The 20,066-nt window shown below is 56.3% G+C and carries 22 protein-coding genes and 1 tRNA gene; 7 read left to right on the forward strand and 16 right to left on the reverse strand.

Translation table 11 applies throughout. From position 1 onward, the window contains the following. Positions 1-72: 72 nt before the first annotated feature. The 3 genes from RSQ48_RS06410 to mgtE all read right to left on the reverse strand — a co-directional run bounded on the left by RSQ48_RS06410 (position 73) and on the right by mgtE (position 5,547). Entirely contained in the window at positions 73-1,086 is a 1,014-nt protein-coding gene (locus tag RSQ48_RS06410) for an HD-GYP domain-containing protein (RefSeq protein WP_003801637.1), read from the reverse strand. Beyond that, positions 1,079-4,045: an MHYT domain-containing protein gene (locus RSQ48_RS06415; RefSeq protein WP_415302254.1), complete on the reverse strand. Its 2,967-nt coding sequence runs from the start codon at positions 4,043-4,045 to the stop codon at positions 1,079-1,081. The genes RSQ48_RS06410 and RSQ48_RS06415 overlap by 8 nt, the downstream gene beginning before the upstream one ends. 161 nt (positions 4,046-4,206) lie before the next feature. Next, a complete protein-coding gene (gene mgtE / locus RSQ48_RS06420) occupies positions 4,207-5,547 on the reverse strand; it encodes a magnesium transporter (protein ID WP_059317851.1) in 1,341 nt (446 codons plus the stop codon). A gap of 150 nt (positions 5,548-5,697) precedes the next feature. Here mgtE and RSQ48_RS06425 point away from each other — a divergent pair, with 150 nt between their 5' ends. Together RSQ48_RS06425 and RSQ48_RS06430 are read left to right on the forward strand one after the other, a co-directional pair. Beyond that, complete coding sequence (locus RSQ48_RS06425) at positions 5,698-6,066, forward strand: NirD/YgiW/YdeI family stress tolerance protein (RefSeq protein ID WP_003801631.1); 369 nt, start codon at positions 5,698-5,700, stop codon at positions 6,064-6,066. A gap of 151 nt (positions 6,067-6,217) precedes the next feature. Continuing rightward, the gene (locus RSQ48_RS06430; RefSeq protein WP_415302255.1) at positions 6,218-6,979 is read left to right on the forward strand and encodes a hypothetical protein; all 762 of its coding nucleotides are present in this window, start codon (positions 6,218-6,220) and stop codon (positions 6,977-6,979) included. A gap of 51 nt (positions 6,980-7,030) precedes the next feature. On the opposite strand, the gene nhaA is transcribed toward RSQ48_RS06430, so the two are convergent. The 7 genes from nhaA to RSQ48_RS06465 all read right to left on the reverse strand — a co-directional run bounded on the left by nhaA (position 7,031) and on the right by RSQ48_RS06465 (position 11,681). Continuing rightward, a complete protein-coding gene (nhaA, locus tag RSQ48_RS06435) occupies positions 7,031-8,395 on the reverse strand; it encodes a Na+/H+ antiporter NhaA (RefSeq protein ID WP_059317850.1) in 1,365 nt (454 codons plus the stop codon). A gap of 118 nt (positions 8,396-8,513) precedes the next feature. Further along, positions 8,514-8,972, reverse strand: a complete 459-nt coding sequence (gene dtd / locus RSQ48_RS06440; protein ID WP_003801625.1) for a D-aminoacyl-tRNA deacylase — start codon at positions 8,970-8,972, stop codon at positions 8,514-8,516. Positions 8,973-8,987: 15 nt separating this feature from the next. Continuing rightward, positions 8,988-9,332 carry a DMT family transporter gene (locus RSQ48_RS06445; protein ID WP_131071485.1) on the reverse strand — a complete coding sequence of 115 codons (345 nt, stop codon included), beginning with the start codon at positions 9,330-9,332 and terminating at the stop codon, positions 8,988-8,990. A 6-nt stretch (positions 9,333-9,338) separates the two neighbouring features. Then, a complete protein-coding gene (locus RSQ48_RS06450) occupies positions 9,339-9,857 on the reverse strand; it encodes a DedA family protein (RefSeq protein WP_131071486.1) in 519 nt (172 codons plus the stop codon). 36 nt (positions 9,858-9,893) lie between these two features. Further along, positions 9,894-10,364 carry a GNAT family N-acetyltransferase gene (locus tag RSQ48_RS06455; RefSeq protein ID WP_059317847.1) on the reverse strand — a complete coding sequence of 157 codons (471 nt, stop codon included), beginning with the start codon at positions 10,362-10,364 and terminating at the stop codon, positions 9,894-9,896. After that, complete coding sequence (locus RSQ48_RS06460; protein ID WP_003801617.1) at positions 10,361-10,762, reverse strand: YchJ family protein; 402 nt, start codon at positions 10,760-10,762, stop codon at positions 10,361-10,363. The genes RSQ48_RS06455 and RSQ48_RS06460 overlap by 4 nt, the downstream gene beginning before the upstream one ends. Positions 10,763-10,922: 160 nt before the next feature. Next, positions 10,923-11,681 (reverse strand): M48 family metallopeptidase, encoded by a 759-nt coding sequence (locus RSQ48_RS06465; protein ID WP_131071488.1) that lies wholly within the window; start codon positions 11,679-11,681, stop codon positions 10,923-10,925. Between the two features lie 290 nt (positions 11,682-11,971). Between RSQ48_RS06465 and RSQ48_RS06470 the strand changes: the two genes are divergently transcribed. Beyond that, positions 11,972-12,457: an SgcJ/EcaC family oxidoreductase gene (locus tag RSQ48_RS06470; RefSeq protein ID WP_415302256.1), complete on the forward strand. Its 486-nt coding sequence runs from the start codon at positions 11,972-11,974 to the stop codon at positions 12,455-12,457. Positions 12,458-12,734: 277 nt separating this feature from the next. Further along, positions 12,735-12,965, forward strand: a complete 231-nt coding sequence (locus tag RSQ48_RS06475) for a hypothetical protein (protein ID WP_157784345.1) — start codon at positions 12,735-12,737, stop codon at positions 12,963-12,965. A 208-nt stretch (positions 12,966-13,173) separates the two neighbouring features. Here RSQ48_RS06475 and RSQ48_RS06480 read toward each other — a convergent pair. Beyond that, positions 13,174-13,252 (reverse strand) — tRNA-Ile (locus RSQ48_RS06480). A 788-nt stretch (positions 13,253-14,040) separates the two neighbouring features. Here RSQ48_RS06480 and RSQ48_RS06485 point away from each other — a divergent pair. Next, on the forward strand, positions 14,041-14,307 hold the full coding sequence (locus tag RSQ48_RS06485; RefSeq protein WP_100214838.1) for a hypothetical protein: 267 nt from the start codon (positions 14,041-14,043) through the stop codon (positions 14,305-14,307). Positions 14,308-14,450: 143 nt separating this feature from the next. Here the strand turns inward: RSQ48_RS06485 and RSQ48_RS06490 are convergent, their stop codons facing one another. Continuing rightward, a complete protein-coding gene (locus RSQ48_RS06490; protein WP_219235896.1) occupies positions 14,451-14,981 on the reverse strand; it encodes an AAA family ATPase in 531 nt (176 codons plus the stop codon). A 138-nt stretch (positions 14,982-15,119) separates the two neighbouring features. On the opposite strand from RSQ48_RS06490, the gene RSQ48_RS06495 reads away from it, so the two are divergent. Then, the gene (locus RSQ48_RS06495; protein ID WP_100214837.1) at positions 15,120-15,467 is read left to right on the forward strand and encodes a DMT family protein; all 348 of its coding nucleotides are present in this window, start codon (positions 15,120-15,122) and stop codon (positions 15,465-15,467) included. Between the two features lie 328 nt (positions 15,468-15,795). On the opposite strand, the gene RSQ48_RS06500 is transcribed toward RSQ48_RS06495, so the two are convergent. Then, the gene (locus tag RSQ48_RS06500; protein WP_059317779.1) at positions 15,796-16,611 is read right to left on the reverse strand and encodes an META and DUF4377 domain-containing protein; all 816 of its coding nucleotides are present in this window, start codon (positions 16,609-16,611) and stop codon (positions 15,796-15,798) included. 106 nt (positions 16,612-16,717) lie between these two features. Then, positions 16,718-17,425, reverse strand: coding sequence for a tellurite resistance TerB family protein (locus tag RSQ48_RS06505; protein ID WP_240208831.1), 708 nt, complete (start codon positions 17,423-17,425; stop codon positions 16,718-16,720). A 210-nt stretch (positions 17,426-17,635) separates the two neighbouring features. On the opposite strand from RSQ48_RS06505, the gene RSQ48_RS06510 reads away from it, so the two are divergent. Continuing rightward, positions 17,636-18,787 carry an ABC transporter substrate-binding protein gene (locus RSQ48_RS06510; protein WP_131071540.1) on the forward strand — a complete coding sequence of 384 codons (1,152 nt, stop codon included), beginning with the start codon at positions 17,636-17,638 and terminating at the stop codon, positions 18,785-18,787. 78 nt (positions 18,788-18,865) lie between these two features. Here RSQ48_RS06510 and RSQ48_RS06515 read toward each other — a convergent pair whose 3' ends face one another. Further along, positions 18,866-19,132 carry a DUF3892 domain-containing protein gene (locus tag RSQ48_RS06515; protein WP_221081945.1) on the reverse strand — a complete coding sequence of 89 codons (267 nt, stop codon included), beginning with the start codon at positions 19,130-19,132 and terminating at the stop codon, positions 18,866-18,868. An 87-nt stretch (positions 19,133-19,219) separates the two neighbouring features. Next, on the reverse strand, positions 19,220-19,876 hold the full coding sequence (locus RSQ48_RS06520; protein ID WP_003801567.1) for a 3'-5' exonuclease: 657 nt from the start codon (positions 19,874-19,876) through the stop codon (positions 19,220-19,222). Between the last annotated feature and the right edge of the window lie 190 nt (positions 19,877-20,066).

Consider the following 20,066-nt stretch of genomic DNA (forward strand, 5'->3'; position numbering starts at 1 on the left):
GATTTCACGTCAGAGAAGGTCGGTGGCCTGGTGCCCAGGGTGTCAGGGTCGTGTTAGTGAGGGCTGGGTGTTCTAGGGTGTGGTGTGCTGCGGTTCATCCGCCCATTTTTCTTTGATGTGCAGCATTTCGGGCAGGCACTTATCCAGCAGCGCAATCAGTTGAGGATCAAAGTGCTGACCGGACTGCTCACGCAGATAGCTGACGCATGTCTCCACACTCCAGGCTTTTTTATAGGGCCGCTCGCTGGCCAGTGCATCAAATACATCTGCAACAGCCACGATGCGGGCAGGCAGGGGAATGTTCTCGCCTTTCAAGCCGTAGGGGTAGCCGCTGCCATCCCATTTTTCGTGATGATACAGGGCAATAGTGCGAGCCAGCTTGAGCAGACCATGTGAATGCTGGCCGATAATGCGCGCGCCAATCAGGGTATGCGTGCGCATGATGTCCCATTCTTCGGGGGTCAGTTTGCCCGGTTTTTGCAAAATGGAATCAGGGATGCCGATTTTGCCTATATCGTGCATGGGCGCAGCATGCAGCATCTCGTCGGCCGCTTCGTTGGAATACCCCAGCCAGTGGGCCAGAATGCGGGTGTAATGGCTCATGCGGATCACATGCCGGCCAACTTCGTTGTCTTTGTACTCGGCGGCCGTACCCAGACAACGAATGATTTGCAGACGGCTGTCGCGTAGCTCCTGCATCTGTACCAGGGACAGGTGATTGCGTATGCGTGCTTTGAGAATGGCCGGGTTAAAGGGCTTGGAGATATAGTCCACTGCGCCCAGGTCCAGGCCCATTTGCTCATCGTGGGGTTGCGAGAGTGCCGTGACAAAGATAATGGGTATATGGCGGGTTCTGGGGTCGGCTTTCAAGGTCCGACACACGTCGTAGCCCGAGAGCTGCGGCATCATGATATCGAGCAAAATCAGGTCGGGCACATCGCGTTGAGCCAGTTCCAGCGCCTTGGCGCCTTCTTTGGCAAAGAGCAGGCGGAAGTCCTGCTGCAGGGTGTGGCGCAGAATCTGCAGATTGGCCGGCTCGTCATCAATGAGCAACAGTGTCTGGCGTGGCGAGCTAAATTCATTCATGGCGTGGCGGATCCTTGGCCAGGCTGGCACTCAATTCCGTGATTAGCGCAGTCAAGATGCTGCTTGCCTGCACAAAGTCAAACAAATCAATGGTTTTATTCAGATTATTCAGCGTCTCGCTTTGTCCGGTACTTTCCAGGTACTGACAGATCGCCTGCAAGGCAGGCTCATCGAGCTCATTGAGTTGCACGCTGCTATGCAGAATGTGCAGGTAATTCAACACCACGTCGGGGCTGTGTACCACGCCTGCTTGTGAATCTGTATAGGGGGCCGGTGGACCATGGTGGCTGAGCTCCTGGGCAATGCGGTTGAACATGTCTTGCAACTGCTCGATGCGTCCGCGCATCTGGCGCGTCTGGCCACGACGGATTTTTTCTTCCAGCTCGGCGCTCAGTAAGGAAACCTGTGGCAGGCCCAGATTGCCTGCCGTGCCGCGAATACCATGCAGACTGCCCAAGACAACTTCCCAGTTTGGTGAAGCCTGTTTGATCTCATCGAGTGGGTAGCGGGTATGCAGATCCGACAAGAAACTCAGCAGCGCACGGCGCAAACGCACTGGCGAGCCCCACAGGCTCAGACCCAGGTCCCAGTCGATCAGGCCGCTTTTCTGGGGCTCGACGCTGTCGTCTGGTGAGCTGGTTGTGGCCAGGCCCATGACCCGCGCAATTTCCTGCATCAAGGCAGGCAGGTCCAGCGGTTTGGTGGCAAAGCCGTTGATGCCGGCTTCCTGTGCAGCGTGGCGATCGGACTCCATGACGCTGGCTGTCAGCGCAATCAGCGGTAAAGGCAGGCGTGCTTCACGACGCTCCTGTTCGCGCCATCGACGGGCGGTCTCCAGTCCGTCCAGTTCAGGCATGTGAACGTCTAGTAAAACGACGTCAAAGTCTTCTTTGTCCAGCAGCTCCAGCACCTTGTGGCCGCTGTCGGTGGCGGTGACCGAATGGCCGTGCTGTTCAAGCGTCAGGGTCAGCAGTTCCTGATTAAGGTTGATGTCATCGGCTACCAGAATTCGCAGGGGGGGCAGGTGGGGCACGGCTTGGTTTTCCGGGCTCAGGCAGGGTTCGTTGCCCGGCTCCAGGGGGATGCGGACTTCAAAGACGCTGCCCACACCCAGGGTGCTTTGAACCTCCAGCGTGCCGCCCATCAGGTCCACCAACTGGCGGGCGATGGACACGCCCAGGCCCGTGCCGCCAAAGCGACGGCTGATGGAAACGTCGGCCTGAGTGAAAGGGGTAAATACATGACGCAACTGCTCAGGACTCATGCCGATGCCGGTGTCGGTGACACGGATGGAGACTGCATTGCGTCCGGGTTCGGGGTTGACCTCGACCCGCACTGCACCACTTTGAGTAAATTTGATGGCATTGCCGATCAGATTGTTGAGTACCTGCTGGATGCGCATCGGGTCGCCCTTGTAAAAAGGGTGCAGCTCGGGCGCACAGCTCAGAAGGAACTCCAGGTTCTTGGCATCGGCCGCCAAGCGTAAAGAAGCGACGACCTGCTGGCACAGGTCGATCAGAGAAAAGTCCACCTGTTCCAGTTCGACCGAGCCCCGCTCCAGTTTGGTGGTGTCCAGAATATCGTTGAGCAAGGCCAGCAAGGAGCGCGCTGACTGATTGATAATGTTCAGGTGTTTGCTCTGTTGGGCAGTGAGCGCGTCGTTGAGCATCAAGTCGCTAAACCCAATAATCGCATTGAGCGGAGTCCTTATTTCGTGGCTCATATTGGCCAGGAAAGAGCTCTTGGCCTGGGCTGCCTGCTCGGCTTTCTCCGCGCTTTGACGCAAGGATTCCGTCAAGGCGTTGTAGCGGCTCATATCGGTCACAAAGCCGACAAAAATGGGGTCCCCCGGCTGACGCACCCGACCCACCGCCAGCCGCATGGGCATCAGGCTGCCATCCTTGCGCAAGCCGGTGACATCGCGGCCTACGCCGATCACTTTAGGGTCATTGCTGCGCAGATAATTGGACAAATAGCTGTCATGGCGAGAGCGGTCAGGTTCGGGCATGAGCATATTGACGTTGCGCCCCAATACTTCACCCGCTTTCCAGCCAAACAGACGCTCTGCCGAATGGTTGAAATCCAGAATGGTGCCGTTGCTGCTGATCGTGATGATGCCGTCAATGGCCGTATCTACAATCGCGCGGTTATGCGATTCACTCTCTTCCATTTTCAGGAACAGTTGACGGTAGCGCAGCAAGCCATTGGCGGCGGCCACCAGCACCGTTACGGTAATGGTGAACGTGGACAGCACCATGGAGGCAAAGGTGCTGTTGAAGATGATCAGGTCATCGGGCGGGGTAGTCTGACCGATAAAACGGGCCGCCGCCATGCCGGTGTAGTGCATGCCAGAGATGGCCAGCCCCAAGACGATGCCACTGATGACCACGCGCTGCAGCAAGGTCAGGCGCGTACGGTGCAGGCGAAAGCGTATCCACAAAGCCAGGGTGGCCAGAATGACTGCGACGCCTATCGACAGGAAGAACGTGACGGGTTCATAGCGCAGCAGGGGAGCCATGCGCATGGCGGCCATGCCGCTGTAATGCATGGTGCCGATGCCCAGCCCCACCAGAACCCCGCCGATAATCAGGTGCGAGCGCTGGACGCGGGCTTGCGAGAGAATCTGCAGGGCCACCCAGGACGCGCCTACGCTGGGCAGCACCGACAACATGGTGATGGCCGGATCATAATGCACGCTGGTACAGAGCTCGAAGGCCAGCATGCCGATAAAGTGCATGGTCCAGATGCCACCGCCCAGGGCAATGGCGCCTGTGCAAATGGCGATCTGGCGATGCAGACGCAAATCGGCCATGCGGGCAATATGCGCGGTATGCAGAGCCATGCCCGACGAAAAGATGGCAACCAGCAGGGACAGGATGACCAGGCCACTGTTATAGCTGCCAACCAACAAGGGAGCCATGGGGTCCGCACTGATGAAGAACTGGTCGAGTATCCGCATAGGTGCTGATGTCCGAAGCGGCCCACGGGGCCAAGTTAGACGAAATGTGTCAGGCTCCCTCTGCATAGCAAGAGGGAATGTAACGATGAAACCCGGATAGGTTACCGAGTTTGTCTCTTACTGTGCAGCTTTTTACATGGATTGACGAAAAATATTCATGTTTAAAGCAAGGTTCCGGTCAGCAGCAGCGCCGCTACTGAAAAGTATATGACCAGCCCGAGCACATCCACCAAGGTGGCAACCAGGGGAGCCGAGGCGCTGGCCGGGTCAAAACCGACGCGTTGCAAGATAAAGGGCAGCATGGAGCCAATGCAGGAGCCAAAGGTCACAATGCCCACCAGAGCCAGCCAGATCGTAAAGGCAATCAGCAAGGAGTGTTCGCCGTAATCGTACAAGCCCAGATGTTGCCAGACTTCAATACGCACAAAGCCGATGGCCCCGAGCAGGGTGCCCAGCACCAGACCGACCGGCAGCTCGCGCAATAGCACACGCCACCAGTCTCGTACCCGCACCTCACCGAGCGCCAGGCCCCGAATCAGCAAGGACGTGGCCTGCGAGCCGGAGTTTCCTCCTGAACTCATGATCAGGGGAATGAACATGGCCAGCACCACAGCCTTTTCCAACTGTATTTCGTAATACTGCATGGCGCTGGCGGTGAGCATTTCGCCCAGGAATAAAATGGCCAGCCAGCCCCCCCGCTTGCGGATCATGGTGCTGAAGCCGGCCTGCAAATAGGGTTTGCCTATATGCTCGGCGCCGCCAAACCGGTTCATGTCCTCATCGGCTTCGTCCATCAAGGCGTCAATGACATCATCTACCGTCACAATGCCGATGATGACCTGGGCCTCGTCGACCACCGGAATAGCCAGAAAGTCGTGTCGCCGAATAAGCTGGGCCACAGCCTCCTTGTCAGTGAGTGCCTGCACCGTGATGGGGCTGTCACCGCTCCACAGATCGGTCAGGGCCGCTTGGGGCGCAGCACACACCAGCTTGCGCAAAGGCACCACAAATTGCAGCTGCTGCTTGTCATTGACGACGTAAATGGCATAGACCGTCTCGCGCGTGCTTTCCACCTCCCGGATGTACTGTAGGGTCTGGGCGACGTTCCAGCTCATGGGAACCTGCAGAAACTCCGTGGTCATGATGCCGCCGGCCGTATCGGCGGGGTAGTGCATCAGCCGCATGACGGAGGTACGGGTGGGCTGGCTCAAACGGCTCAGAATCTGCTCCTGATCCTGCGGGTCCAGGTCTTGCAGCAGGTCGGCCATGCGGTCTTCAGCCAGTGTTTCCAGAACAGGCAGGCGTTCTGGCCGACGCAGCTCCATCGCAATGGCGCTGGCCCAGCGCAGTTCGGGTCGTTCCAGCAAAGCCTGCAGTCGCTCATTGTCCAGCTCCTGGGCAGCGAGCAGGGCGGGGCCGCGCTCGAGCTGGTTCAAGGCCAGGACAATATCGGCAATCGGAGTGGGGGGGCCAAGTAGGTCAATAGATGGATGCTTGGGCATGCAATACTCCAGTGGACGTGCAAGTACGGAATGTCGTGGCTTGGCGTGGTGACTGTTGGGCGCGGGGTTCTTGTAACGATCTGCCAGGATTGATTGTCCTGGGCCAGAATGGTGCTAGGATACGAATAGTGTTAACCAGTGGAGCATCTTATGGACATGAAGGCCAAACTGACAGCCCTGACAATCACGGTATTGATGGGCGGAGCCGTTATTCCAATGGCTCAAGCGCAATATGTGGGTCCCTCCAGCCAGAAAACATTCACTAAAGTTGAACAGCTTGTGAACAACGCCAAGGACGATGATCCGGTCGCCTTGCGGGGCAAATTGCTGCGCAAACTGTCCGATGAAACGTATCTTTTTGCCGATGAAACCGGCGAAATTCAGGTCGAGATCGATGACAAGATTTTCCCCCAAGAGCCGGTGGATGCTAACACAACCGTCGAGATCGTTGGCGAGATGGACAAGGCCATCGTTGGCACCAATGAAGTGGATGTCAAGACAATCACTATCGTTCGGTAAACGCGTATCTTGAATGTAAAAAAGCCCGCCGACCCGGTTCGCGGGCTTTTTTATGGTGCCGGCGATGCTATAGTGCCCGCTCTCGCCCCCTGTACTCAAAGGATAAGTTCAGGACACGGCGATTTTGTCCGCTACAAGACCAGGAACCACCATGAGCACCGCAATTAATTTTGATAAAGGCAACTACCGCTTCATTCCGACTGGCGTGAATCGCTTTTCGGGCGGGGTCGCCGCTCAGCCCGGCTATGAGATCTGTCGGGTCGTGTTCTCCGCGCCCGTCCCTCTGAAAGAGGGTTTTGATTTGATTCAGGCCGTGCTGGAAGCCGAAGAACGTCCTTTGACGGCTTTGTGCGCGTGTGAATTGCGTTCGCCTGAGCCTGTCAGCGACAGTGACTTCAATAAATTCAATGAGTTGTACCTGGAAACCCTGAAAGAGTGGGGTTTGCTCAAAGGCAAACATAATCCGGTTGCACGCAGCAATGTGTCGCCTTTGGTGGGGGCTCCGGCCGAGCCCAGCTTTTATGCCTTCAGCTACACGGTGGAAACCGATATTGAAGAGGCCACCTTTGTGATCGCCGGCAGTTGCGAGGTTCCCGAAACCCCGGACGATTACATAGAGAGCATTGTGGCGTATCAGGACGTCTCGCTCGAAGGCCTGTTAAAAAAGGCCCAGTGGGTGCTCGATGAAATGGAGCGTCGCCTGGAAGTGCTGGGTCATGAGTGGGCCGATACGACGGCCACTCATACTTACACCGTGCATAATCTGCATCCTTTCATGGCCAGTGAGCTGGCCCAGCGTGGCGCGATCAATCATGGTCTGGGCTGGCACTTGGCACGACCTCCGGTCAAGGATCTGGAATACGAAATGGATTGTCGTCGTATTTTGAATGAGCGAATTCTCACGATTGATTAAGCTGCCTGATCAAGCGGCAGACAGGCCCACGCTTGCGTGGGCCTGTGTGTTTTACGCCTGACTGTATACCGGCTCAGCGGCTGAGCGTTGATAACGGCGACGTACCATCAGTCCCCACAGCAGACCCAGCACAGCTGAGGCTAAGGAGCCGCACAGCACGCCCAGCTTGGCCGCATCCAGCAAAACGGGCTCTGCAAACGCGAGGTTGGCAACAAAGATCGACATGGTAAAGCCAATACCGGCCAGCAAACCAATCAGGGTGACGCCGGCCCAGCTCATGCCGGCTGGCAGAGTGCATAGCCCCAAGCGTACAGGCAGCCAGGTTCCCAGCAAGACGCCCAGCGGCTTGCCCACAATCAAGGCAATCGCCACACCAAACAGAGCACTATGTGCACCGGCTGCATTCAGGTCTAAACCGTTCAGGCTGACACCGGCATTGGCCAGGGCGAAAACCGGCATGATGATAAAGGCCACCCACGGATGCAGCAGCGCGGGAATACGCTGCACAGGGGGCAGGATCTCACGTTGAGCAAGTTGCATTTTTTGCAGCGTATGCATGATTTCCTGTGTGTCATGCTGGCTCTCCAGCTTGGTCGCCAGCTCCAGATTCAGATGGCGAGCCTTGCGCGGCAGTGGCAGCGTGCGCACCGGGCTCATCATGCCTAGAACAACGCCGGCCAACGTGGGGTGAGCACCCGTTTTCAAGAGCCCAAACCAGAGAATGGCGCCAGGAAGCACATAGGCCCAGGCCGAACCTATTCCCATTTTCTGTAAGCCCAGCACTGCCGCAATCCCCACGGCGGCGATCAGGAAAGCGCTGTAGTCCAGCCCACCCGAGTAGAAGAAGGCGATGATCAGAATGGCGACCAGATCATCAATGATGGCCAGAGCCAGCAAAAAGACGCGCAGGCTGGGGGGCAGGGAGCGACCCAGCAGAGCCAATACGCCTACTGCAAAGGCAATATCGGTGGCGGTCGGAATAGCCCAGCCCATCAGAACCTGCGGCTCGGGGTTCATTGCCGCATAAATGAGTGCGGGCAGGGTGATGGCAGATAGGGCGGCGCAGATTGGCAGCATGGCCGAGCGCCAGTCGGACAAGGCCCCGTCATGGATCTCACGACGGATCTCCATCCCGACCACTAGAAAGAACAGGGTCATCAAGATATCGTTGACCCAAAAATGCAGATCTTGCGAAAAACGCCAGCTACCCAGCTCCAGGGTGATTTGGGTATGCCACAAGGCCGAGTAACTGTCAGCAAACGGGGAGTTGGCCCAGATCAGGGCGACAGCGGCGGCCATCAGCAAGATGACGCCGCCTAGGGCTTCAATGTGCAAAAGACGCTGAAGCTGGGCCTGTAGTTGGCGGGTCAGGACATGGGCGCGCGGTAAAGGCGCGCCGGAAGAGGGGTGAGACATGGTCGGCAATTCTCCACAAGGCGGCCCGACCCTGCGTAAGCATTTAACCTGCCCTGCTGCACCATGCCAGCAAAACACCCTGCGCAATTATAGGGAGGGAGTTTCTTTAAGGCAAATGTCAGCTTGGGCGGGTCTCGGGGACGATATGCAAGGGAATGGTGACCGGGCCATCATTGATCAGGCTCAACTGCATGTCGGCGCCAAACACACCGCACTGTGTATCGGGCACGCGCACGCGGGCCATCGCCACCAGTTCATCGAACAGCGGCTGGCTGATGGCCGGTGGCGCGGCGCGGCTAAAACCGGGGCGGTTGCCTTTGCGTGTATCGGCGGCCAAGGTGAACTGGCTCACCAGCAGCAGTTGCCCCCCGGCTTGCAGCAGATTCAGGTTCATCTTGCCCTGCTCATCTGAAAAGATGCGTAGAGCCAGTAGTTTGTCCAGCAAACGCGCGGCCTGCTCACTGGTGTCCCCGTGCTCTGCACAGACCAGAACCGCCATGCCGGCACCGATTTTTGCGACAGTCTGGCCGTCAATATCGACCTGGGCCCGCCGTACTCGTTGAATCAAGGCAATCATTGTGTTTCAGTAAAATCAGTGGCCGACGGTTTTAGAGAACAGGTTCACAATCAAGACGCCCACCACAATAAAGGCGATGCCAATCATAGCGGCCAAATCCAGTTTCTGCTTAAAGAACACCCAGCCAATCAAGGAAATCAGCACAATACCGACGCCGCTCCAGATGGCGTAGGCCACGCCCACGGGCATTACCCGCAGGCTTAGGGACAGAAAATAAAAGGCAGCGGCGTAAAACAGAATGGTAAAGGCGCTGGGCATCAGACGGGTGAATTGCTCAGAGCGCTGCAACAAGCTGGTCGCGATGATCTCGAAAATAATCGCGAAGCACAAATGCAAGTAGGCGAGGCTGGCGGGAGTCATTGGAAATCAGGGTTGAAAACTGAGCCAGCCGGGCAAAAGCAGCACACTGGCCCACAGCGCGGCCGAGGCCCAGGAAGAAATATGAAAGCTGAGGGGCGACATGGAGCAGGTGCCGGCAATCAGGGGCACGGTCGAGCGCAAGGGGCCGATAAAGCGGCAAGCCACAATACTAAACCATCCCCAGCGGGCAAAAAACGCTTGCGCCTTGGCATACAGATGTAAACGCTTGCGCGCCCATTCAAAATGGAACAGGTTGCCGCCGTAACGCTGGCCCAGGTAAAAGGAGATGGCGTTGCCCACACCAGCCCCCAAGGTGACGGATAACCAAACCGGCAGCAAGCTCATTTCACCGGCACCGACCAAGGCGCCGACGGACAGAAGAATGGCGGTGCCTGGTATGACCAAAGCCAAAAAGGGCAGGGATTCGATCAGACACAGGGCAAATACGGCGGGGGCAACCCATTGGGGGTTGGCGCTGATCAGTGCCGTGGCTTGCTCTGCAAAATTACTTAAAGTGCTCAGCATATCAATCAGGGAGAGGTGACAGCGACAGGCCGTTCTTTATTTCAAGGCAAGGCTCAGGATCAGACGGTCCTTGTGCTGCAAACCGTCCTCAAAAAGAGCCTCGTCGTAATAGCGTAGGAAGTAATCAGGTTCTACCGCCACGACCCGAAAGCCGGCGCGCTGATAGAAAAACAGCGGATACCCGATGGTCCCAGTGGCAACAGTGAGCGTATGGGCACCCTGAGCACGCACATAATCAATGACAGTCGATAACAGTTGCGCACCCAGACCCCGGCCCTGATGCGACGGCGCTACCGCGATATTCATCAACTCCCAGCTCTGAGCATTCTGGGGCTGCACAATGGCGGCCGCAGCCGTGTGCTCCTGATCGTCGATACGCCAGGCATGGGGTGTGTGTCGATATGTCTCGATCAGACGCGGGCTGGGGTCGGCGTGCAAGAGCAACGACAGGGGCAGGCTGGACCCGTGTACCTGCTGTGGGTGGCCCGGCTTGCGGGACGGGTTCATGAGAACTCACCGTCCACGTAAAACCATTGCCCCTGCTCCAGCACAAAGCGGCTGACCTCGTGCAGACGGTTAGCCCGTCCGTGCAGCCGATTGCGGGCGACAAACTCCACAAGAGCGTGCGTGTCGGAAATGCGCTCATGACGGCGCACTTCCAGCCCCAGCCATTGCAAACCCTCCGCATTGGGCTCAAGCGAGTGCGGGCGGGTGGAACTATGCCAAGTGGCCAGCAGGTAGTCCAGGTCGTCGCGTACGAAAGCGCTGTAACGCGAGCGCATCAAAGCAGCGGCATCCGGGGCTTGCAAATAGAGAGGGCCTTGGTGCCAGGGACCACAGCAGGTTTCGTAGGGTTTGGGGTTGCCGCAAGGGCAGGTGTTTTTCGAAAAGGAAGTCTTTTTCAAGGGCGTTACTGCCAAGATCGAACAATGGCACAAGCATACCTGAAAGCAGCGGTGGCTTTAGAGCAATGGCAGCGACCAAACGTAACGGAGCCCGGTATCAAAAAACCCGCCCGCAAAAGCGGACGGGTCAGGGCGAGATGTCAGATCACCTTAAAGCGGCTTATTGGGCTGCGTCAATACGCTGCTGCATACGTTGGGCACGCTCCTTGGAGCCAGGGTGAGAGCTCATGACGGTGCTTTGTCCGCCGTCCAGGGCAGCCAGTTTTTCAAATGCCGTCACCAGCCCTTGGGTCTTGAGCTGGCGCTCGCTGAGCAGTTCAAACGAGTAGTCGTCTGCATCGGACTCTTGCGATTGGGAAAACTGTGCGTTCAGAAAAGCTTCAGACAGCTCGCCCAGCTGGCTGGCGTTCAATTGAGTCACCAAGGTGTTGCCTGTGGCGGCGGCCGCATCACGAGCCGCGGACAGGCTGTAGGCTGTTTGCATGGCTTTCTTGCTGTGGCCCAGTTCCACGTGGCCCATTTCGTGGCCGATGACGCCGCGCAGTTCATCGTCATTCATTTGGTCCATCAGACCCGCGTAGACGCGGATGCAGCCATTGGCCATGGCCCATGCGTTGACTTCCTGGGTCTGGTAGACCTTGAAGCTCGGGGTTTGGCCATTTAACGGTTTCGTCAGCGGCTTGACGACACGTTGCAGGCGCTGGTTGTACTTGCTGTTGGCACTGGCCACTTTATGTTCAGCGTCCATTTGTTGGCAAGATTGATCAGACAAGGCGATCACTTCCTGATCGGACAGACTGAATGCCTGCACGGCCTTGCTGCCAGCGCCTACCATGCCGCCCATGTCCATGGTTTGGCAGCCCGCTGTCAGACCAGCGAGGGCCAGCATTGCGGCCAATGTTCCGATACGAGACATCATCAACTTCCCCTTCTGTTTATGCAAAGAGACGGAATTTTAATGATGAGGTGGCTAAGGAGTGGCTTATAAAACAATATTTAACATTGTTCCGGGTGTGCTTACACAAAGGAAAGGAGACGCTGAAACGTACCCGGCAGGCTGATGTGATGCCGGCCACGGGGATCGGCCTGACCATGACAGGCCTTGACCTCCTTGAGTTTCGGCGAGCCAGATCCGAGTGAATTTAAACGCTGCCTATCAGGGGGCAGTGCTACTATCAAACTCACAAAAACGACAGGGGGGACAAGTAAATGAGTAAAAAAATCATAGTCTTACTAGGGGTTGTGGCACTGACGGCCTGTACGACTCAACCCCGTCAGGAGCGGCATGCGGCTGTCCAGACCAGTGAACGTTGCGCGCCGATTGACGAGGCCAGTGTTGCCGCCTTGTTTGAGCGCTGGAACACGTCGCTGCAAACCGGCCAGCCCGAGGAAGTGCTTGAGAATTACGCAGAGCGTTCGATTTTGCTGCCAACTTTGTCTGGGGTGAACCGTATCAGCCGCGCAGAGAAAGAAGACTATTTTGAGCATTTCTTGGCCACTCGACCGCAGGGTAAGGTCACCGAAAGGCAAATTACCTTGGGCTGCAACATGGCCGTGGATTCGGGCTCCTATACCTTCCATATGGGAAATAGCGGCGAGGACGTCAAAGCGCGCTACACCTATACCTACCAATGGGATGGCAAGCAGTGGTTAATTGTCAGTCACCATTCCTCGTTGGTGCCAAGGGATAAATAAGGCTTTTATGAGGTTTTCAGTGCCTCCGGCCAGGGCCGGAATGGGCGCTGAACCAGATGGGAGCGGGGTTTGAAGGAGCACTGGGTGCCAAGCCCGGCAGGTAGTGGGGCGAGAATATCGGGGCCTGAGCCTGTGGGGCCTGCATACCGACGACGTTACCCTGTTTTTCATGAACGCAGTCTGAATGAAAATCTCAGAACAGGTTCAGATAGTGGTGCTCATAATAAGGCCAGGCTTGTATGAACAGGCCTGACTTTCCTACTCAAGGAGCTTTATCATGAAACGCTCGACATTGATTTGTACTGCACTGATAAGCGTGACGGGTGCCTTGGCCGGTACAAGCGCGATGGCCCAAAAGCCAGCGCCCATGCCCCATGCCCCCGCCCATACTGCCACGACGACGGCCCCCAAGGCCAAAGCTCCGGAGGCTCCCAAGGCGACCGCGGCTCGTGCCGCTCATAAACCCACCAGCCACACGCCTGCCAAACACACGAAACCTACTCGATGAGCACGTCATCTGGCGCCGTTCTGACAGAACCCGTGCCGCGTTCACGTTTCCTATGGGTCAGGCCTTGCCTGGCCCCTTTTTTTGTCCAGAGCGAGCGAGTACCAACAAAAAAGCCCGCGCGATGGCGGGCTACCGGCGAGGGCGTCAAATTTTCCCCCACTATTATTTTGCGCGAGATTCCAAATTCTCATGAAACCCGCAAGTTCTTTGGTGCCCCCCCCGTGAGTCGAACACGGCACCAACGGATTATGAGTCCGCTGCTCTAACCAAGCATGAGCTAGAGGGGCAACAAGTCCGCAATTATTACATAAAGTCCTTGTTTGTGCCTAGCGTGGCCAGTTGTCGAGCCGGACTTTCAACTGTTTGTAAAATGAACAGTATTTTCTCGCGATTGGTAGCACCTTGTTGTCGATCCTTGTAGCACAATGAGCGCGTCTTTCACCCGGGGAAATAAAATTATGAGAACCCTTCTTGTGGCCGTGACCTTGACGGCTATTTTATCTGCCTGTGCCGTTTATACGCCCAGAGGCTCTGTCATTGTCGATCCCGATGGCTATGGCGGCTATGGACAACGTCACTGCCCGCCTGGCCAAGCGAAAAAAGGCAATTGCTAGTAAACGGTGCCGCGTTTGCTGCGCTATTTGCGCTGATATCGTTTGCTGCCCGTGCTGGTTTCGCAATAGTGTCCGCCTCGCGGTCCTGTGCAATAAGTCTGGCTGGAGCAGGGGCAACTGCTGGTGGAGCGCAGGGTTTGAGGGGCGGGCCTGGTGTTGCTTGCTGCAGTACCTGTGTACGCTGGGCAAGACCGTTTGCTGGCGCTGGCTGAGCCATCGCGACAAACAAAGACTTCCCCTTCGCAATGAGAAATGCCGCCTTTTTTTCCCGAACAAGGGGTGTTTCTTGCCTGCGTATCAAGAGGGAGTAGGGTCAGGATCAGGCACAAGAATAGCCACTTCATACTTGTCTCTCGCTGGAAGTCCGTTTTTTGCCCTGGCAATGGCGGTTGGCAGGACACGGATACAGTAATGATTGTTATGCTCTGCGATAAAGCAGATTTTTATTCATGGATGAGCTCATGCGAATCTTAATGCTTGTTCCCGCATTTTTGTTGGCCGCTTGCCAAAGTGCCGTACCCACTGAGAAGGTGGGCAGTTACGCCTGGCTGGAAAAGGTGGATCGTCAACTGGCCGTGTCCGATGGCCAGGGACATGGGCCGGATTACGCCTCGCAGGAATGGTGCAATGTAGTCCATTTCCGTTTGTATGGCCAGATAGCTGAAACCCCCGTGCCGTGTGATCAGGCATGGATGGAGCAGGTCGATCAGCAGTTGAAAAAACGCTAGGCCCTTTATGGGCTTACAAGTAGGGTGGCGAAATGCAAACCCATGCTCTGTCTGTGTTTTGTCTGGCCCTCTCTCCCCCGCCTTAACCCGATTGCTAGCTTGGGTCATCCATCGTGTGCTCGAATCGAAGTGATGTCATCTCCTTAACGCTCCAAGCCGTTAGCCTGATAAAACAAGCTCAGTTCGCGCGGGTTGCGCAGCCTGACTTTAGCTAAACTGCTTTTCTCGAAAACAGTCAGGTATTTATGGCGATTGGGCGGGGTGACAATGGCGATGTGTCGGATCATGTCCCATTTCAGACGGTCTTTGCTACCTGGCAGCGCACCCTGTCGTTTACGTTCCAACAGGGTGCGCCGAAAATAGCGCAGCAAACTAGCTGCCGTGGATATTTCCAGCACGATAAAACCGGTGGCCCGTTCCAGACGAGGGGCTAGGTAGCGTGTGTAATTGCCGTCCATCACCCATTGTTCCCGCGCAATTGCGGCAGCATGTAAGGCGGCAAATTCAGCGTCGGGTCGCGGTACCCAGTCCGTGTGCGGCAGGTGGTAGAGCGGATCCAGGTGGATGGCGGGAAGTGCAAGCTTGCGTTCGATGGCTTTAGCCAGGGTGGATTTGCCGCTATTGGAGGGGCCCAATATGCAGATGCGCGGGCCCAGTTGTTCAAGAGAAAGCATGGTGCAAAAAAAGAGTAGGTTGAACAAAAGTCTTTCGGCTTGCGAATAGGGCTGCCTGATTATCCCCATATCCGCTGTCTGAATGTGACGCTACACTGCTGGGGTCGCGGCACCGGCCGTTTTTACTTTTTTGTGTCCATCATGGCTAAGATCCTTCCTATCTTGATGTTGGTCGTCTCCAATGTGTTCATGACGATTGCCTGGTATGGGCATTTGAAGTATCCCAACAGCCCCCTGCTTAAAGTGGTGCTGATCAGTTGGGGCATTGCCCTGGTGGAGTACTGCCTGGCAGTACCGGCTAATCGTTTAGGACACACCGTCTATAGCGCAGCCCAGTTAAAGACCATGCAGGAGGTGATTACCTTGCTGGTCTTTGTCGTGTTTTCGGTGCTGTATCTCAAAGAGAGCTTCACACTCAACCATCTGCTGGGCTTTACGTTGATTGGTGCGGGGGCATTTTTTATTTTTTACGGACCCTTGAAGTAGCCCATAGGGGGCGTGTCTGTGGCATAAAAAAAAGCCTCGCATGATGCAAGGCCCCAAACCGGATAAATAGGGAGGTGAAAAATGTTATCCGGTCATTCCATACTACGGACGGGCGGGGGCGCTGACTAGGTTCAAAGCATAGCAGTGAGTAACTATTTGTGGCTCATGCGCATAACGTTGTCAGACCCAGGGGAATGTGTCTGGGTCTAAGCATGCCGCTCCATCACAAGTTCCGAAGCTGCCTCAACAATAAACCCCAAGGCCGAAGCAAACTCCAGCCTTGGGGCAGGTGAACCGATTTCTGGCTCGTTCAGTCGGGGCGAGCCCCTTACTGGCTGACTTGCTCAGACTCCACGACCATGTCCAGCACGTCGGCCTTGGATGAGGCGTCGGCGGGCACATTCTTTAGTTCATACCGATTGATGCGCAGTACGTTACGCACGCCAGGGGTATGGGTGTAGCCTTCGATATCACCGTAGTAATACATCCATTCACCGGTCTGGGTTTTGACGCCTGCATCGTTATATTGAATTTCTCGTACTTTCAGGCACTGATAGTTTGGCATCATGGGGTGTGAACATGCCTCGCGCTGAGCCGCCACTTCCAGAAACACGCGGGTGGGTTCGCTGCCGTAACGGGTGGAAGCTGTCGGTTCACCCTTCAGGCGCCATTTGGTACCGTCCTTGAAGTTCAGGGTCAGAACGGGGGCGGGGTTGTCCGGGGCGGAATCCGCCTTGGCCATGCTCCAATCTGTTGCCGTCGGAAGCAGTTTGCCCACGGCCTGCTCATTGCGCATCAGCTCGGGGTCTGAACACATTTTCATCGTGCTCACGGGCGAGGTAAACGTGATCTTGGAGCCCTTGATGGTGTAGCCGCTACCCAGAACATTGCACAGATTGTCTACTGACATCATGTTGTCGGTGAAATTCAGGGTAACTGGCTCTCCGTTGGCACCCGTTATTCCAGGGGCTTGCTGGCCACTTTTGTCGGCGGTCGCAAACAGGCGCCAGTGGTAAGCCTGTAAAGAGTTTTCTTTGTCCATCTGGCGCTCGGAAGGGGCGGTATTGCTGCTGTTTGGAGCCGCACAGGCGGCCAGACCCATTAAGGCCAGTGAACCAATCGTCAACTTGAGGGTTTTTGTCATGGGTGGTTTCCTTGATGAGTCATCGGGCTACCGGATGGGGTAGCCCTGGGTTGAAAATAGGCAGTCAGGGTGGGAGTGGCCGGATCGGTCAGTCCCCGCTGCTGGTTCAAGATTGAGGCAAAGCCTGTACCTGGTTATCCAGACTTTCGCGCAAGGAATCTGGCAAGGATAGTAAACGTGCCAGCTCGTCCAGATAGGCGCGTTCCATATAGCTTTGTTCGTCAATCACCAGAGCGCTGGTCAGATAAATTTCGGCCGACATCTCGGGGGTCTGAGCCAATTGGGCAATGGCCTGAGGATCGACAGGTTTGTGCAGTTCTTGCGAGAACCAGTGACGGGCCTGCTCGGGGGCGGGCATCTTGTTGATCTCTGCATCGATCAGTTCACGCTCGGCATCACCAATATGACCATCTGCCTTGGCGGCGGACACCAGGGCGGCCAGGATGACCATGGCGTGCGTGTCGGCTTGCCCAGTGGCTGCCACTGGTAGCGGCGCGGCCGGAACAGCTTGCACTGGCGCGGGTGTCGCTTGCTTACCCGCATTCTGTTCCTGCCAGTTTTGATAGACTTTGACGGCCAGCGCGCCCAGCGCGGCTGCTCCTCCATAGGCAGCCATGGAGCCGCCCATTTTGCGGAATTTTTTGTTGCCCAGCAGTACGCCCAGAACGCCGCCAACTACGGCGCCGCCGCCAAAACCGCTGGCCTGCTCACTCAGTTTTCTCCCCAGTCCGGAAGAATTCAACTGACCTTGGCCCTGTTTCAGCGCGCCTTGGCCGCTTTGCAGAATTTGTTGCAACATTTGCTGTAGTGACATGGATTCGCTCTATCAGAGGTAAACAGTAGCTTCGTTATAAACTACTTTATTAGGTAAGCCCGCGTACAATTGTAAGCAGACCTGCCGAAGGAGATGCCCTAAGAGGACACGTGCGGCACGGAGAATTTGCTATCGTATGTCCAGATCAATCCATATAGGCGCGGGCGCGCCGATATCAAGGGGGGAAGGGCTTAACTGGCTCTGCATATTATGAAACTGACACGAACTGTCTTTGCTTTATCCGTTGCGCTGGCTGCCCTGGCCGCTCCGGCCCATTCCCAAGTCAAAATCGGCGTTATCGCTTCGGCGACCGGGCCGACGGCGGTCGTCGGTTTGCCACAGCGCAATACGGTTCCTTTGCTGCCGACCAAGATGGGGGATCTGACGGTGGAGTACATCTCCATGGATGATGCCAGTGATCCGAATCAAACGGTGACCTTGTTCAAGAAAATGATCTCCGAGGACAAGATCGATGCCTTGATCGGGCCGACAGGCTCGCCCAATGCCATGGGGCTGATTCAGTTTGCGGCCGATTCGGGCACGCCGGTATTGGCCCCGGTGGGTGCGGCCTCGGTGGTGCTGCCCATGACCGAGCAGAAAAAGTGGATTTTCAAGACCACGCAAAATGATGACATCATTGCGCAGGCCCTGGTCAAGCATATGGTCGACAATGGTGTGAAGACCGCAGGTTTTCTGGGTTTCAACGATGCGTATGGCGAGAGCTGGCTGACGGTGTTCAAAGAGCTGGCCGAGGCGAACAATATCGACATTGTGGCGACCGAACGTTATGTGCGCTCGGACACGTCGGTCACAGGCCAGGCCTTGAAGATTTATGCGGCCAAACCGGATGCGGTGCTGGTTGCAGGTACGGGTGCTGCGGCGGTGTTGCCCCAGGTGACCCTGGTCAAACAGGGTTACAAAGGGCAGATTTATCAAACGCACGGGGCTGCTTTACCGGCTTTTCTGAGTCTGGGCGGCGAACAGGTGGAGGGGACGATTCTGGCAGCCAGCCTGATGCTGGTCTTGCCAGAGATTGCGGACAGCAATCCAGCCAAACCCATTGCGCAGGACTATATCCAGCGTTATACCGAACGCTACGGTCAGGCTCCCGCTACCTTTGGCGCCAATGTGTATGACGCGGGTCTGTTGCTGGAGAAGGCGGTTCCGGTTGCTGCTGCCAAGGCCAAGCCCGGGACCCCCGAGTTTCGTTCCGCTTTGCGTGATGCTCTGGAGCAAACGCGTGATCTGATCGCTACGCAAGGTGTCTATACGATGACGCCAGAAGATCACAGTGGCTTTGACGAGCGTGGGCGTGAGCTGATTACGGTGCGTGAGGGCCAGTGGCGTTTGCTCAAGCCGTAAGAAACAAGCCTTACGATGAAAAAACGCGGCTCGGGCCGCGTTTTTTCTGGTTAAAGACTGCAGAACAAGCCAGCCTGTTCAAGTCGCTTGGTTGGGCAGGCTGAGCAAAATGTGAGGCTCTTCAACTTCCAGCTCTGTTTTCAGGTACTTGGAACCAAAACGGCTAAGCGCCACGATCAGTTTGGCGGGAATGCCATCCAGCAAAATGTAGTAGTCCTGCTGGCCTTGCTCGATATGTCGGACAACCTCGGGTTGTGAGTGTTGCCAGCCTGCGCCTCCAAGATGGGTAATTCGTTCGTAAGGGTCCCGACGCATATCTTTCGTGACGTATGCAACCTCGATCATTTGCCACCTCATGAAGTTCTTGTTGGGACCTTCATCATTGGGCATATGCCGGTTGGCAGCCATTAGGGATTTTACGAAGCTTAAGACTTAGACTTTCAAGGCCTTGATTAAATAGGGGTCCAGATCCGGCTGGCGCAGCAGCCAGTTTTTATAGTCTTGTGGCACATCGGCAATGGCCATGCCCTTGTGCTTGCCAAAGTGCAGTGTGGTCGGGATACGAGCGTGTTCAGAGAGCTGCCATAACTGCTCCCAAGTATGAATATTCTGGGTCAGGCCCAACAGATGCTGCAGAAGCGACAGACAATTGCGCACATCTGCCAATGCACTGTGCGCATGACGCAGACGCTCACGCGCGTTGGCGCGGTCAATATGATAGATCAGGGCAGATTGGCTGTAGCTGTCCAGTCCTGGTATCAAGTGACGGGCCAGGGCCAGCGTGCAAATGCGCTTGACCGCCGGGTAAGCGGCCACACCCCAGTCATAATCGACGTTATGACCAATAATGTATTGGGTGTCGGCAGGCAGCTTGAACTCGGTATGAGAAGGGCAGTCTTGTAGCTCTTCGTCGTAAATGTGGTGCGTGGCCAGAGCGCCCAGAGTATTGGGCTCATCGGGTCGGTAGCGTTGTTCGAACTCTTCGTTGACCAGCAAGAAGACAGGGTCGCTCAAACGCAGCCAGGCCGCCTCAATGACTTGAGGTTTGGCGGAGCCGGTGGTTTCAGTATCAAACAGCAGGGCAGACATACGCAATCGCTAACAGACAAAGCTGTCATGGTAGTGCATGTGTTCTGCTTTGCCTATACAGGTTTGAGCCGGAAGCCTTCGGGAATGCCCCAGCGGTTGGTGCGCAACAGCCAGTGAGTCTGACAGCTCAGGCAACGGTACTGGGTTTCGTGCGCCCCGTCGGCAGAAGGGGGGTGCTGACCGAGTAAGC

The sequence above is a fragment of the Alcaligenes sp. SJTW-7 genome, assembly GCF_047716895.1.
Lineage (GTDB): Bacteria > Pseudomonadota > Gammaproteobacteria > Burkholderiales > Burkholderiaceae_B > Alcaligenes > Alcaligenes ammonioxydans.